This is a genomic window from Vibrio scophthalmi LMG 19158 (genome assembly GCF_000222585.1).
In the GTDB taxonomy this organism is placed as follows: domain Bacteria; phylum Pseudomonadota; class Gammaproteobacteria; order Enterobacterales; family Vibrionaceae; genus Vibrio; species Vibrio scophthalmi.
This window is the reverse complement of the sequence record NZ_AFWE01000209.1, coordinates 1-14,121: the sequence shown is the minus strand read 5'-3', so window position 1 is coordinate 14,121 and position 14,121 is coordinate 1. Positions and strand designations below refer to the sequence as shown.

General features: G+C 45.7%; 10 protein-coding genes and 7 tRNA genes. 5 read left to right on the top strand and 12 right to left on the bottom strand.

Annotated elements, in window-relative coordinates; genetic code table 11:
- Window positions 1-926, top strand: a 926-nt coding sequence (locus RH88_RS18155; protein ID WP_005598746.1) for a TDT family transporter, incomplete at its 5' end; no start/stop codon positions are given.
- A 35-nt stretch (window positions 927-961) separates the two neighbouring features.
- Here the strand turns inward: RH88_RS18155 and RH88_RS18150 are convergent.
- The 4 genes from RH88_RS18150 to RH88_RS18135 all read right to left on the bottom strand — a co-directional run bounded on the left by RH88_RS18150 (window position 962) and on the right by RH88_RS18135 (window position 8,608).
- Entirely contained in the window at window positions 962-3,013 is a 2,052-nt protein-coding gene (locus tag RH88_RS18150) for an ATP-binding response regulator (protein WP_005598744.1), read from the bottom strand.
- Window positions 3,014-3,164: 151 nt separating this feature from the next.
- Window positions 3,165-6,212, bottom strand: coding sequence for an SbcC/MukB-like Walker B domain-containing protein (locus RH88_RS18145; protein WP_005598742.1), 3,048 nt, complete (start codon window positions 6,210-6,212; stop codon window positions 3,165-3,167).
- Window positions 6,213-6,215: 3 nt separating this feature from the next.
- Complete coding sequence (locus RH88_RS18140) at window positions 6,216-7,388, bottom strand: exonuclease SbcCD subunit D (RefSeq protein WP_005598740.1); 1,173 nt, start codon at window positions 7,386-7,388, stop codon at window positions 6,216-6,218.
- An 83-nt stretch (window positions 7,389-7,471) separates the two neighbouring features.
- Window positions 7,472-8,608 carry a ketoacyl-ACP synthase III gene (locus tag RH88_RS18135; protein ID WP_005598739.1) on the bottom strand — a complete coding sequence of 379 codons (1,137 nt, stop codon included), beginning with the start codon at window positions 8,606-8,608 and terminating at the stop codon, window positions 7,472-7,474.
- Between the two features lie 109 nt (window positions 8,609-8,717).
- On the opposite strand from RH88_RS18135, the gene trxC reads away from it, so the two are divergent.
- Window positions 8,718-9,152 carry a thioredoxin TrxC gene (gene trxC, locus RH88_RS18130; protein WP_005598737.1) on the top strand — a complete coding sequence of 145 codons (435 nt, stop codon included), beginning with the start codon at window positions 8,718-8,720 and terminating at the stop codon, window positions 9,150-9,152.
- Between the two features lie 223 nt (window positions 9,153-9,375).
- Entirely contained in the window at window positions 9,376-10,536 is a 1,161-nt protein-coding gene (locus tag RH88_RS18125) for an MFS transporter (RefSeq protein WP_005598735.1), read from the top strand.
- Window positions 10,537-10,602: 66 nt separating this feature from the next.
- On the opposite strand, the gene RH88_RS18120 is transcribed toward RH88_RS18125, so the two are convergent.
- Entirely contained in the window at window positions 10,603-11,010 is a 408-nt protein-coding gene (locus RH88_RS18120; protein ID WP_005598733.1) for a nitrous oxide-stimulated promoter family protein, read from the bottom strand.
- Window positions 11,011-11,280: 270 nt separating this feature from the next.
- On the opposite strand from RH88_RS18120, the gene RH88_RS18115 reads away from it, so the two are divergent.
- A complete protein-coding gene (locus RH88_RS18115; RefSeq protein ID WP_040758026.1) occupies window positions 11,281-11,715 on the top strand; it encodes a DUF4174 domain-containing protein in 435 nt (144 codons plus the stop codon).
- Between the two features lie 84 nt (window positions 11,716-11,799).
- On the opposite strand, the gene RH88_RS18110 is transcribed toward RH88_RS18115, so the two are convergent.
- The 3 genes from RH88_RS18110 to RH88_RS18100 all read right to left on the bottom strand — a co-directional run bounded on the left by RH88_RS18110 (window position 11,800) and on the right by RH88_RS18100 (window position 12,093).
- Window positions 11,800-11,873, bottom strand: a tRNA-Cys gene (locus RH88_RS18110).
- A gap of 31 nt (window positions 11,874-11,904) precedes the next feature.
- Window positions 11,905-11,980, bottom strand: a tRNA-Gly gene (locus RH88_RS18105).
- A gap of 26 nt (window positions 11,981-12,006) precedes the next feature.
- Window positions 12,007-12,093: transfer RNA gene (locus RH88_RS18100), tRNA-Leu, on the bottom strand.
- 397 nt (window positions 12,094-12,490) lie between these two features.
- On the opposite strand from RH88_RS18100, the gene asnA reads away from it, so the two are divergent.
- Window positions 12,491-13,498 (top strand): aspartate--ammonia ligase, encoded by a 1,008-nt coding sequence (gene asnA / locus RH88_RS18095; protein ID WP_005598729.1) that lies wholly within the window; start codon window positions 12,491-12,493, stop codon window positions 13,496-13,498.
- Between the two features lie 164 nt (window positions 13,499-13,662).
- Here asnA and RH88_RS18090 read toward each other — a convergent pair.
- From RH88_RS18090 to RH88_RS18075, 4 genes are all read right to left on the bottom strand, one after another.
- Window positions 13,663-13,736 (bottom strand) — tRNA-Cys (locus tag RH88_RS18090).
- A 32-nt stretch (window positions 13,737-13,768) separates the two neighbouring features.
- Window positions 13,769-13,844: transfer RNA gene (locus RH88_RS18085), tRNA-Gly, on the bottom strand.
- 29 nt (window positions 13,845-13,873) lie between these two features.
- Window positions 13,874-13,960: transfer RNA gene (locus tag RH88_RS18080), tRNA-Leu, on the bottom strand.
- 84 nt (window positions 13,961-14,044) lie between these two features.
- A tRNA-Gly gene (locus tag RH88_RS18075) sits at window positions 14,045-14,120 on the bottom strand.
- Between the last annotated feature and the right edge of the window lies 1 nt (window position 14,121).

Below are 14,121 nucleotides of genomic sequence, written 5' to 3'. Positions count from 1 at the left end.
CTTCTCAGGCGGCTTTAGCTCTTGGTATGATCGGTCTTGGTCATGCGTGGGCATTGTATATCCCCGAAATAGGCGAAGTGATCCGACCTTATCTTGCCGCCTTAGGTGCGCTGCTACTGGCGCCAGTGCTGATCAAGTATTTCACCAATCCAAAAATTTTTATTGCTGATTTACGCCACCCATTGAGCGGTAGCCTGATGGCGCCGATGAGTATGGCACTCTTAATTCTGTGTGATTATCTCGCGGTGATCTCCCCGATTATTGCCTACCCTATCTGGTTTGCTGCATTGCTGTTACATCTCACCATGATGGTGCTGTTTTTTGGCTTTCAGCTGACCAATTTCAAAATGTCGAACATTGTGCCGAGTTGGTTTTTGTATCCGGTGGGACTCATCAGCAGTTCGCTGGCGGGAACGCAATTTGGCCATACGCTCTTCTCAGAAACCTTGGTCAACATTTGTATTACGATTTACTTCTTCATGCTACCACTGGTTTTATATCGCTTGGTTTTTGAAGGGATGTTACCGCGTAGAGCAAGGCCTACTCTCGCTATCATGGCGGCACCAATCAATTTAACCTTGGCAACCTACTTGGTTAACTTCAAGCAGCCCGATCCTATTCTTACCGGAGCCTTAGCAGGTATTGCGATCACCATGACGTTGATGATCTACCTGTGCTACTTACGTTTGATGCGATTGAAGTTCCAACCATCGATTGCGGCTGTCACATTTCCGTCGGTGATCAGCGCCGTCGCCATGCACCGGCTAACCTCTTTCTTCGAGCAATATCATCCACGTTGGCACTGGCTGCACGACTTCGGTTTATTTGAACTCTCGATCGCCACTGTGTTGGTGATTTGGGTTTCAATTGGATATGTAAAAATGTACTTTCCCGAAGGATTTCGCCGTCATGAGAGTAAAAGCTAGCATCTGAATAGTCATTGGTAGTGATCAGTCAGTCATTAGAGCCACTGAGCAATTTTTTGCAGTAAGCGTTCACTGTTGGCTGGTTTCACCAAGTAATCATTAATCCCGGCACTGCGGATACGCTCAGTCATACTATGTGTTGAGTCTCCGGTATAACCGATGATTGGTGTTAACGCATACTCGCTCTCATTTGAGCGTATCGCTCTTGCGGCGGCTACACCATCCATCGTCGGCATTTCAATATCCATCACAATCAAATCCACTGGTACTTGAGCCAAAAGATTAAGTACCTCTTGACCATTTTGCGCTTGCAGTACATTGAATCCATACTGCTGCATCAAGATTGCGGTATAAGCCCGAAAAGATTGGTTATCATCGGCAATCAATAATGTTTTGCCGCGATAGCTTTGCTCATGATGATCGAGCTTGCGGCTGGTTTTTGGTGACTCGAAGCACAATTGATCCATCACTTGGCGGCATTGGGTTAAGAGTTGACGCTTTTCAACTGGATAAAATTCAACACTGCGTTCGATGTTATAGCTGTACACTGACTCTTTATCGTATAGATAGACAATTCGGGCTTGAGTAAAACTGAATTTCATCTCCAGTGCCTCAAGGCTGGCTTGCTTGGCCATATTTTTGTCAATATCTACCATCACCACATCGTACTCAAACTCGTACTCTTCACAGTTGAGGGCTTTTTCTAGTGTCATTGAAGTAAGTTTAAAGCCTTGATAAAACGCACTATCCTCCAAGATACGTTTCAGCATGCTCGAAGTGCCAACATAAAGTATCGACTTGGCCTTCATCATATCAAGCTTAATATTATTCACCGCCGTAGAGCTGTAAGGCGGTAATGAAATCGTAAATTCAGTAAAGTGATTCAGCTCCGATCGGCAACGAATCTCCCCTCCCATCGCTTTAACCACTCTAAAACAAAAGGGTAATCCCAAGCCATGGCCACTCGCTTTCCCATGGGTGTAGAAGTCTTCAAAAATATGCTTGCGCACGTCGGCACTCATGCCTACACCATTATCATGCAAAACTAAGTGGTTAACGCCGTTACATCGCTTGAGCTCGATTGAAATAATGAAATTGTCGCGTATTCCGTAGTAAAACGCGTTTTTTAACAAGTTGTACAAGGTGTATTTAAGCAACGTATCGCTGCCAAAAAAGAAAAAATCTTGTTCGAGTGAAATCGATACGCAATTTTTGTCCACTTTACTTGGATAAGAGAAACTGGCTATCGCTTTTTCCACCACTTCACGCATTGAATGCTTACGATAGGTCGCATTGGTGATCCGGTTCTGATCTATCGAGGTGAGCAACAGATCGATGGTTTCCGTACCGCTACGAATCGCTTCGTTGGCATCATTAATCACCTCATTCGCCAACAATAGCGATTGTTTATCAAGGAGCAAAGGCGTTTCCGAATCCGTCTTACTGGTCATGTTAGGCAACAGAGACTCCAGTACATCTAACGATGCTTTTAACGCGCTGAGTGGGTTTCTCATTTCATGAGCAATGCCTGCACCAAAGGATTTTGCCAGTGAGACCTGGCTTTGATATTCCGTTTGACTGCGCAGGTAGAAGACGTTGCCAAAAGTATAAGTAAAAGCAAAGATTGGTACGTAGGGCCATACGATGTGATTGGCAATAACATTAATATTGGGGCCATAAACCAATAGAAGAGAAGCACAAATAGCGCTAATAGTTTGCAGCAACATAAGTGCCGTTCGATACACCAGCAAGACATGAATTAAGATCGCCGCCATAAAGGACATGACCCACACCGTTGACCAGTCATTCTTAAACATCATGTATGAGAAAAAAAACGGCAAGCAAATAGGGACACAAATCGAAAAATAAAGTGGCAGATAACGCTGTAGATGAGCGGGCACGTAATGACGCAAAGCAATCACGCCAAACAGTAACGAACAAAACAAACGCAGAGGTAGAGATTCGTAACTTTGCGGGAACATTTGCGCCCACACATAGTAATAAGCAGGGAAACCCAAAAAGCCCATCCAACCAATGACGGTTAAGTTGGGCTCTGCATACTGATATACCTTACGAACCGAATTCATCATATTTCTCATATCGATTTTTCAGCTCTTTGTTACCACTGAGCCAACTGCGTATCGATAGTTTAATTAATTAGCAACGATTTGAGAAATTTATCATTAAAAAACTTTCCTTCAGCGGTGATATTTTAAACCTATCACCGCTGAAGGGCGATCAGAGATTGGCACCATGCAATTTAATATGGCTGGTGTTTCGTTCAGCAACCACATCAACCCGCAGTGACATCTGCTCTTTTAGTTCACTAACATGTGAAATCAAACCAATGGTTCGCCCACCCTGCTGCAAATCGACTAAAGTTTGAATCGCCAGATCGAGTGATTCAGGATCTAAACTGCCAAAGCCCTCATCGATAAACAGCGTATCAAGACGAATACCACCACTGTATGATTGCACGACATCTGATAAGCCGAGTGCAAGCGCAAGCGCTGCCATAAACGACTCGCCACCGGATAACGTCGTTACATCGCGTAACTTACCGGAGTAGCCATCTTCCACCATCAAGTCGAGACCAGAACCAGCATTGCCTTTCGCGCGATCTTCACGACGACGCAGCTCATAGCGACCTTTACTCATCACTCGCAGACGCTGTGAAGCTTGAATCAGAACATCATCAAGCAAGACCCCTAAGACAAAGCGGTGCAAACTCACTTTTGATCCCGTGCGGCCATTGGCAATATCACTCAAGGTACCAATCACCTGATACTCTTTTTCTAGCGCAGTATTCTGTTGATAAAGTTCACTCAAACGATCGGCAACCTTGTTGAGGTTATCCATCACCGATTGCAGTTTACTCTTCGCATCCAAACTGGCTTGATAACTACCATCCGCTTGTGCTCTTTGCTGTTCAAGCAATTCAACATTCGGTAACTCTAATCCCGCTAAGTCCTGTTCTAAGGTACTTAGCGCACCATTTAGGGTTGAGCTACGTTCAGCATATTGATTGAGGGTCTGCTCAATCGCTTCAATTTGTTGCGGCTCAAGTTTCGCCATCAAGTAGCTATTATCATCACTGAAGACACTTTGCGTTAATGCAGTACTCCACGCTTGTTGTGCTTGCTCTAACTCCCTTTTTGCATTGTTCGCTTGCTTCTCCGCTTCTTGCCACTGGGTGTAAGCGGCTACTTGCTGTGTTTGTACGCTATCAAGCTGTGCTTTCGTTTGGCTTTCGTCACGCTGTAGTTTCTGCAGTTGTTGCTCGAGCAACTGCTTTTCACTGTTAACGGCGGCAATATCTTGTTCGTTCGGCGCAATATCTTGCATCAATGAATGTAACGTACCACGAAGTGTCGCCACCTGCTGCTTAGCATCATCAAGTTGCTTCTCCACCAACTGGCACTGCTGTTTCAACTGCGCAGCCTGCTGCTCTGAAGAGAGCACCGCCTGGCTAAGTTGTTCCACATTGATCGTTTGTAAGGTTTCAATTTGCTGGCTCAACGTCGCCGCCGACGCTTTTAGCGCTTCGACTGAGCTCGGAGTGTCGCCTAATTGTGCTTGCCAGCCAAGAACCGCTTGGTCAACCTTCGCCACCTCCATCTGCGCCTGCTGCAACGCTTGGCTACATTGCTCTTGCTGCTGTCGATGTTGTTGCTGGACTTGGCGAGCTTGATCCACTTGCGCTTTACTCACCTCACGTTCGGTAAACGTCGCAGGATGCGGATGGTCTTTGCTGCCACACACCGGGCAAGGCTCGCCTAAATGCAGTGTTTTCGCCAGTTGCGCCGCTTGGGAAGTATGCCAGTAATACTCTAGTTGATCGGCCTCGCGCTGCGCTTGTTCAGTACGCTGCTTAACTTGGTCGAACTCGCTCTGCTTGCTAAGTAAAATCGCGTGAAACTGTTGTGCGGCTTGCTGAGTGTTCAACAGATCTTGATGGGTATTGATCTGTTTCGTGATCTGCTTAAGCTGTTCAATTTTTGCCGGTAAGCCAATTTGTTGCTCTTTGGCTTGCTGCAGCGTCTGTTGCTGAGTTTGAATTTGCTGTGCGATCTTCTCTACTTGCTGAGTATGTCCTTCAAACTGTTGCTGAAGTTGGCGACAGTTTTGCTCGGCTTGATTGAGATTCGCTTGCTGTTTATCACGCTCAACCAATCGCTTGGTCACTTCATTGAGTGTAAATAAGCGTTGATTCAACTGAGGAATCACCTGAGCCGCTTGGCTCGCATGCTCAGCTTGAACCTGCGCTTGGGTTAAGTTTTGCTGCGCCATACTAAGTTGCTGCTCGGTTCGCGTGACCTCTCCTTGCGCAGCGTGATTTTTGGCACTGGCTTGGTGTTGCTGACTGTAAGGTAGGCTCAACGATTGCGCTTGCTGGGCTTGTTTGCGACGCTGCGTCAATTGCTCCATTTCTGGTTGCTTGGCTAGATGTTGCTGCTGCTCATTTTGCAGTGCTTGGCGCTGAGCAAATTTATTACTGAGATCAGCCGCGCTTTTATACTGGCTTTGAGCATTCTCTAGCGCCTGTTTCGCACTAATAAGTTGCTCATCAGCTTGAGCAATTTGCGGGGTTAGCGCGTCTCGTTGGGCGTTGAGATCATCTTCACTGGTGACTGAAGCAACATCCAATGCACCTTTGATTTGATTATCAAACTCATCTTTAGCGCGGCGGATATGCGCGGCTTTATCAAATAACGCTTTTTCAATTGCTGAATAGATGTGCGTTTGAAATAGCTGACCAAAGATCACTTCGCGCTCTTTAGAGTTGGCAATCAAGAGTTCGCGGAATTTGCCCTGTGGCAATACCATCACTTGGCGGAACTGTTTAACATCCAAACCAATAATTTCAACGATCGCCTTCCCCACTGGTGTCGGCTTATTAGCGATGAGGAGCTCTTGGCCCGCATCGATTTGAAACAAGGTACAGGTATGGCTTTTTTTCGTTAGACCGTCACCGCGTTTTTTCGGCATCATCTGATCAGGGGCGCGCTCAATTCGATATTGCTTGCTACCAAGCGAGAATTCAAAACTCACTTCACTGACTAGATCGGCCGCGGCATGATCGCAACGCATTTGATCGCCAGTACGCTCACTACCGGTCGTTTCACCATAAAGTGCAAAGCAAATGGCATCTAAAATCGAACTTTTACCCGACCCCGTTGGGCCATTGATCAAAAACAGCGGCGCATGACCTAGCTTGGTGAAATCAATCTCTTCTTTGCCTGCAAATGGGCCAAAGGCTTGGATGGTGAGTTTTAATGGTGTCATCGGTTAAGCCTCCGTGTGGCGAGTCAGTTGCTCGATAACTTGGCTAACCGCCTGCTCTTGGGCTTCGGTCATTGAATCTTGCTTGGCTTCGAGGAAAAAATCTTTAAACATATCCAGTTCACCGCGCGCTAAACGCGCTTTACCCAGTTGTTGATCAACACCAATCAACATTCCCGGCTTCTCAAGGTGTAAAACATTGGGGTAAACCTTACGCAACTTTTCCATTGGATCGAGAATGGCATGCTTATCTTGCAATCTAACCAATAGGTAATCGTGGCTATTGGGATCGCTCTTACCTTGCGCTAAAATCGCCTCCATTTCACCATCAATAATACGCATTTGGTGCGGCGCGGTGAGCGGAATATGTGTCGCACTCTTAAAGCCATCTTGATCTAACTCAACCAAGGTCATGCCTTTAGCCTGATGCTGCTCCGAAAAGCTGTACTTCATCAACGAACCGCTATAACGAATATACTCTTCGCCTTTCTTCTGCGGCTGATGTAAATGGCCTAGCGCAACATAATCAAATGGCACAAAATGTTGATGACTAACGCGATCCGATCCACCAATCGACAAAGGTCTTTCAGATTCAGACTCAATCGCACCATCAACAAAGCAATGGCTAATCAACACGTTTTTCTGTTGCGGGTTAAATTGTGCAGTAATGCGCTCAGCCAACAACTTATGAGCATCATCGTGATCTTTAATAGAAACAGCGGAGGCATCCGGTTCAGAGGCCAATTGAGACTGGTAATAATGGCGCACTAATTCCGGATCATTGTAAGGCATACCATAAAAGGCCACCTCACCAACATCACTGGCAATCACGACGGGAGTGAGCATATCGTCAAAATTGGCTAAGATGTGCAGGCCCGAATTTTTCATTTGGCTAGCGGCAAAACCGAGGCGCTGCGCACCATCATGGTTGCCAGGAATGAGAATAATCGGGAGTGAGAGTTCTCCACACACTTTATCGATAAAATGATTCATCAATTCAATCGCCGCGGTTGGTGGAACACTGCGATCATAGATATCACCAGCAATCACTAAGGCATCCACTGGATTTTGCTCAACATAAGCAATGATTTGCTCGAGGACCGCTTGTTGATCGTCAAGCAGTGAGACGTTGTGGAATTGTCGGCCTAAGTGCCAATCGGAGGTGTGGAGGAACTTCATTTGCGCCCTAACGGTATCGTTATTTTGGGCGCAATTTTAACACTCTCTGGCGAGAGTAACTATCTGTATGGTTTTGTTTTTCGCTATACCGGCTTGTTTTTACAATGCTCGATCGCGCTTTCTAATAACTCGAGAGCACTTTGCTGACATTCAGGCAATGCGAGAGCACTTTGTTCTAACGGAGTCACTCGTTGACCCCATTTAATATGGCCAGCGCCCCATGTTAAACCCGCACCAAAAGCGGCTAAAAGTAAGTTGTCACCCGCTTTGATTTTTCCTTGCTCAACCGCTTCACACAAAGCAATCGGTACGGTCGCGGCCGAGGTGTTGCCATAGTTTTGAATATTAATAAACGCTTTATCCTGCTCAATGCCCGCAATATCACACAAGGTTTGAATAATGCGAATATTCGCTTGGTGTGGGATCACAACATCGATTTGCTCGGTGGTTAATCCACTACGAGTTAAAACACTTTGCGCCGCCGCGCTCATGCCTTTCACTGCACGCTTGAAAATTTCTTTACCAACGAAGTTAAAACTCCAATAACCGTTATCTGCGGCAAAACGGTCCATTGAAGTGCCAAATTTCGGTACAGCAAGAATATCTCGCCCTTGTGAATCGCAACCCAATTGAGCTTGTTGTAAGCCAAGTGCTTGGGTTGTTTTACTCAGTACCACCGCACCTGCGCCATCACCAAATAACACTGCGGTATCGCGCTGTGTCCAATCAATGTAAAACGAGAGGCGCTCCGCCCCGACAACCAGAGCATGCTGGTAGTTACCAGCCTGAATCAGCCGCGTCGCCGTTTCCAAACCGTAAACAAAGCCAGTGCAAGCCGCATTCAAGTCAAATGCAGTGGCGCCTTGTATGCCCAAGTTTTGCGATACCTTAGAGGCAATATTTGGGATCAATGAATCGGGTGAACAAGTGGCGATGATGATCAAATCAATATCTTGTGCGACCAATCCTGCACACGCGATGGCTTGTTGCGCGGCGACCGTTGCCATCTCAGAGGTATCAACATGGCTGATGCGACGCTGCTCTATGCCCGTTCGGCTTCTGATCCATTCGTCAGACGTTTCGAGAAAGGTGCTTAAATCGTCATTGCTCAGCGTCGCTGGCGGAAGACATTTACCCCAACCCGTTATTTCCGCAAAACGAGTTTGTGTATAATCAGGTTCTGCTGTGTGGGGCTGTACTTGAGTGTTATTGGTGCTCATTACGATCCTTGGTATTTTCTTCTCTTTCACCTGATAGTATAACTATAGGCACGTGCCCTCAAGAGAGCACGATTACACAAAAAGAATTCAAATAAAAAGAGAAGTTGCCATGTCTACATTTAATACTCGTTGTCCATCTTGCTCAGGTGTCAATCGCGTGCCGGTTGAACGTGTTTCAGAAAGCCCAGTTTGTGGTAAATGTCAGCACCCGTTACTTGATGGTGCTCCGATCGAAGGAACGGAATTAAACCTCAACACACTGCTCAATAGCGAACAACCTGTCGTGATCGATTTTTGGGCGCCTTGGTGCAACCCGTGTGTCGGTTTTGCGCCGGTGTTTTCCGACGTTGCTCAAGCACAATCTGGGAAAGTTCGTTTTGTAAAAATCGATACCGAAGCACAGCAAAACTTGGCTATGCAATATCAGATTAGAAGCATTCCAACCATTATGGTGTTTAAAAACGGCCAAAGAGTCGATTTTATCAATGGCGCGCTACCTAAAAGCCAGTTTGAACAATGGCTTGCACAAGCTATTACAAAATAAATTAATCTAACTTAACTGCCGTCAAATCGTCTTTTTTGACGGCTTTTTTGTATATTTATCTGCATAAATATACAGGTCCTATATCGATAATTAATTTTTATCGTAAAGGGAAAAACTTTTCATTTTACGCCTGTTCAAAAAATCCCCATAGTCCGCCCATCAACTCCCCCTTTTTTGTCTCTTATCCCTCCATGATAAGAGCGAGTAACATGAGGCTACGACATTGGAAAATACACTTGCTCCTGCATCTCCAGCTCGCATTTCAGTACCTGTAATTGCGCTTGCTTTATATGCGGTGGCGTCTGGCTATTTAATGAGTATCATCCCGCTAATGCTTCCACACTATGGTTTGGACGTTTCGTTGGCGAGTTGGTTAGCCAGTGTATTTTATGCCGGTCTGTTAGTCGGTGCGATGGTGTTTGAGCCAATCGTAAATAAAACCGGTCACCGTAAAGCCTTCATTGGTTGCTTGTTGGCGTTTATCGCCACGATTATTGTGCTACCGGCTTTTACCAATGCTCCAGCATGGCTGTCAGCTCGCTTTGTCGCGGGTATTGCGGTGGCAGGCGTATTTGTGATCGTAGAATCATGGTTGCTTCATGGCGATGAAAGCGCGCGTGCCAAACGTCTTGGTTTGTACATGGGCTCACTTTACGGCGGTAGTTCACTTGGCCAACTTGGTATCGGTGCACTTGGCGTAACAGGCAGTATTCCATTTATTGCGATCATTTCTTTGTTGGTATTAGCGATTATCGTATTGGCTTTTGGCCGTACTGATCAGCCAGAAGAAGGTCAAAGCCATGCACTGTCACTTAAACAGATCAGCAAACTAAACCATGCTGCGATCATTGGCTGTATTGTTTCTGGTATGACGTTGGGCGCTATTTACGGCCTAATGCCTGTTGAGCTACGTAACCGTGGCATTGACAATGGTGATCTTGGCAGCCTAATGGCGTTGGTGATTCTAGGCGGCATGGCCGTTCAACCTATCGTTCCATGGCTATCAAAATACCTTGGCCGTACTCTGCTAATGGCACTGTTCTGCCTGCTGGGTGTTGCCGCGATTGGCTTTACTGCGATTGGCAATGGCATTTACGTATTAGGTATTAGCTTGTTTGTGTTGGGTATGGCGATTTTTGCCCTTTACCCAGTAGCGATTAACCTTGGCTGTGACAAGCTTGATCCGGCTTACATTGTATCAGTCACGCAAGTGATGCTATTTAGCTACAGCATTGGCTCTGTTGCTGGCCCTGTGCTTGCTGATCACTTTATGTTGGGTGAGCAAGGCTTATTGGGTTACCTCTTTGCGACACTGATGGCAACGTGCATCTACATGCTATTCGCCAGTATCAAGACCAAGCGTCAAGCAATGGCAGGCGAATAAGCGATTTAGTGCGACATTATCCAATACAAAAAGGGGCTCTTTAGCCCCTTTTTGCTATCTCGACTTTTACTTGGTTCTATCCGCCATTCGACGATGACGATTGGATTGATTCGGAGCCGGTTTGTTTGGTGCCTCTTTGCGTTCGTGCAACAAGTGACGCAATGCCAATATAGGATGTGGAAATAGCATTCTGGGCCCTGCATAGCGCATAACTTGCCTCATCTGCTCTTTCGGCTCAGGCTTATAACAGTGGATGGGACAGCGATTACAGGTCGGCTTATTCTGCCCATAGGCACAGCGATCTAAACGACCTTCCGCATAACTCATTAAGCTTTGGCATTCAACGCACAAGCCTTGCGGATTCTTCTCATGGGTTTGATGATGATCTCGGCAATAGATCGCAATCATAAATGACACGGTGCGAAACTCGGTCAGCAACTCCCCTGTCAGCAAATCTGAACTCGGTTTTTTCATACGTGCTCGTTCCCGTCTCGTGACCCTAGTGGTATTAGCCAGTCTTGTTATGCTCATCTAACAATGCGCTTATCTAACAATCAATGGGCTTGGCTACTGTAAAGACCAAGCGAGAACGGAGGTTGTTCTAGCTTGAAGTCATCAACACAGTGTACCAACCTTCTATAATAATCGTACAGAAAGGTTTGAGGTTAAAGCGCTCATCGTACTGCCGTCAATAGCGCTGTCGCTAAGCCAAACCAATTTATCCAGCAAGTTGTAGGTACCAGCATGTCACGAATATTGCTTTTACTATGGTGTTTACTTCCACTCAAAGGGCATTCCTTCCCAAATAGCGAACATAGCTGGTCTCACCGCAGTATTATCTACTTCTCTCCGCAGCGAGATGAACATGTGGAACGTTTTTTACTGGAAGCCTTAATGAATGAGTGCGACCTAAACAATCGTGACATTGTCACGTTAGTAATAACAGAAGATGGCGACAGTGAACCGCCATGGGTAAAAGAGCACTTTGATCTTGGCGTGTTATTTAATCTCTTTCAGATCCATTCACAACAGCATACCGCCGTGTTGATAGATAAGGATGGACAAGAGAAATTACGCTGGGGGAAGAAAACAGATTGGCAGACGTTAAAGCAAGTAATTGATAATACTGACCTAGGAAAACAAGAGAAAAAGAGACGAAAAGATCCATGTTCGATCTAAATAATGACAGAGACTAAAACTTGGGATAGATAAAAATAGAATAGATGAAAATTTTTGGGATTGTGTTTTGAGATGAAAATAGAATGGAGGCGCCTCCCGGAGTCGAACCGAGGTCCACGGATTTGCAATCCGCTGCATAGCCACTCTGCCAAGGCGCCTTTATTGTTCCAACTTCTCAGGAAGAGAAATTGGAGCGACACATCGGGTTCGAACCGATGACCTCAACCTTGGCAAGGTTGCGCTCTACCAACTGAGCTAGTGTCGCATTAGTTACTAAGTAACTGATTTAGATGGTGCCCCGGGCCGGACTTGAACCGGCACAGCGCGAACGCCGAGGGATTTTAAATCCCTTGTGTCTACCAATTCCACCACCAGGGCACACAAATCTAAATTTGTGATGCCTTTACGAATAAGTAAAGCACCATCTCTCACCACTTTCGCCGTGAGAACGAGGCGTACTTTACCCGATTATAATTTTACGTCAACAATAAATTTGACCAAATTAATCAACTGCTTAGTTTGCAATCTTGATGTGTGCATTTCATACCAAATTCGCTACTTTTTCCGCTACCCATCAAAGTAGAATGATGCGTTCGCGATACCCAACTTCTGTTTTTTGATCGTTGATCATCGATAGATTTCATGCCTTGAGTGGTATTCACGAACCAAGGAGAAAAACTCATTGTGCGCTTTGTAAGCAACAAATGATGGACGCTGACAAAACTCTCGCGTAAATTGTTAAAAATATTGGACTAATTCATAAAAAGGATCTTTGATGAAGTTACAAATCCCAACCAATTACCAACCTCTACTCGAACTGCGTGATACTGAAGTCGCGATTAAAAAGCTCAAAGATTATTTTGAGTATGCTTTGGCTTATGAGCTTTATTTAACTCGTGTTTCTGCGCCTTTGTTTGTCAAACCTGAAACCGGCTTAAACGACAACCTAAATGGTACTGAGCGCCCGGTAAGCTTTGACTTACTGGACGACAACGGTGCTCAGGTTGAAGTCGTTCATTCTTTGGCGAAATGGAAACGCATGGCGCTGGGCCGCTATGGTTTCCAAAAGGATGAAGGTCTTTATACTGACATGAATGCGATTCGTCGCGATGAAGAGTTAGACAATATTCACTCGATCTATGTTGACCAATGGGATTGGGAAAAGGTGCTCGAGAAATCGATGCGCAATGAAGAGTACCTGCGCACAACCGTTGAAAAGATTTATAACGCATTCCTAAAAACAGAAAACTATATCTATCAAGAATACCCAGTATTAGAAAGACGCCTTCCCGCTAAGGTGACCTTTATTACGTCGCAAGAGTTGCTTGACCGCTACCCAGATTTATCATCAAAAGAGCGTGAAAACGCGATCTGTAAAGAACATGGCGCGGTATTTATCCGTAACATCGGCCATGCCCTTTCTGATGGTGAAAAACACGATGGTCGTGCGCCTGATTACGATGATTGGAACTTAAATGGCGACTTACTGTTCTGGAACCCAGTACTTGATAGCGCTCTGGAGCTTTCCTCAATGGGTATTCGCGTTTGTGAACAAAGCCTAACCGAGCAGCTAGCCCTTTCCGGTTGTGAAGATCGCGCTTCACTGCCATTCCACAGCATGGTTTTGGACAAATCGTTGCCTTACACCATTGGCGGCGGTATCGGCCAGTCACGTATTTGTATGTTCTTCTTACAAAAAGCGCATATTGGCGAAGTTCAGTCGTCTATCTGGCCTGATGCGATGATTGCAGAGTGCGAAGAGAATAAAATTCAACTGCTATAACGATTCGTCATACAACGAATTAAATCATGAGCCCTGACCATCACGTTGGGGCTTTTTTATGGGCCCTAATTATATTAAAAAATAGCAAGGCACAGTTAACTGACATAAATTCAGCAATTGATTTTAAGGGGAAGTAAATTACATGAGGAATAAATGAAAAATAATGGAGGCGCCTCCCGGAGTCGAACCGAGGTCCACGGATTTGCAATCCGCTGCATAGCCACTCTGCCAAGGCGCCATTATTTTTGACCAATTCTCAGAGAGAGAAATTGGAGCGACACATCGGGTTCGAACCGATGACCTCAACCTTGGCAAGGTTGCGCTCTACCAACTGAGCTAGTGTCGCAATTTTTGTTACTATCGTAACGGGTTAGATGGTGCCCCGGGCCGGACTTGAACCGGCACAACGCGAACGTCGAGGGATTTTAAATCCCTTGTGTCTACCAATTCCACCACCAGGGCACACAAATCTAAACTTGTGAGGCCTTTACTGAAAAGTAAAACACCATCTGGATATCGATATGGGTTTATCGCTATCTTATTATTTGGAGCGACACATCGGGTTCGAACCGATGACCTCAACCTTGGCAAGGTTGCGCTCTACCAACTGAGCTAGTGTCGCA

Excerpts from the sequence above, each read along its gene's own strand:
- RH88_RS18150 (WP_005598744.1), bottom strand. The coding sequence starts at position 3,013 with ATGAATTCGGTTCGTAAGGTATATCAGTATGCAGAGCCCAACTTAACC.
- RH88_RS18145 (WP_005598742.1), bottom strand. The coding sequence starts at position 6,212 with ATGACACCATTAAAACTCACCATCCAAGCCTTTGGCCCATTTGCAGGC.
- RH88_RS18140 (WP_005598740.1), bottom strand. The coding sequence starts at position 7,388 with ATGAAGTTCCTCCACACCTCCGATTGGCACTTAGGCCGACAATTCCAC.
- RH88_RS18135 (WP_005598739.1), bottom strand. The coding sequence starts at position 8,608 with ATGAGCACCAATAACACTCAAGTACAGCCCCACACAGCAGAACCTGAT.
- trxC (WP_005598737.1), top strand. The coding sequence starts at position 8,718 with ATGTCTACATTTAATACTCGTTGTCCATCTTGCTCAGGTGTCAATCGC.
- RH88_RS18120 (WP_005598733.1), bottom strand. The coding sequence starts at position 11,010 with ATGAAAAAACCGAGTTCAGATTTGCTGACAGGGGAGTTGCTGACCGAG.
- RH88_RS18115 (WP_040758026.1), top strand. The coding sequence starts at position 11,281 with ATGTCACGAATATTGCTTTTACTATGGTGTTTACTTCCACTCAAAGGG.
- asnA (WP_005598729.1), top strand. The coding sequence starts at position 12,491 with ATGAAGTTACAAATCCCAACCAATTACCAACCTCTACTCGAACTGCGT.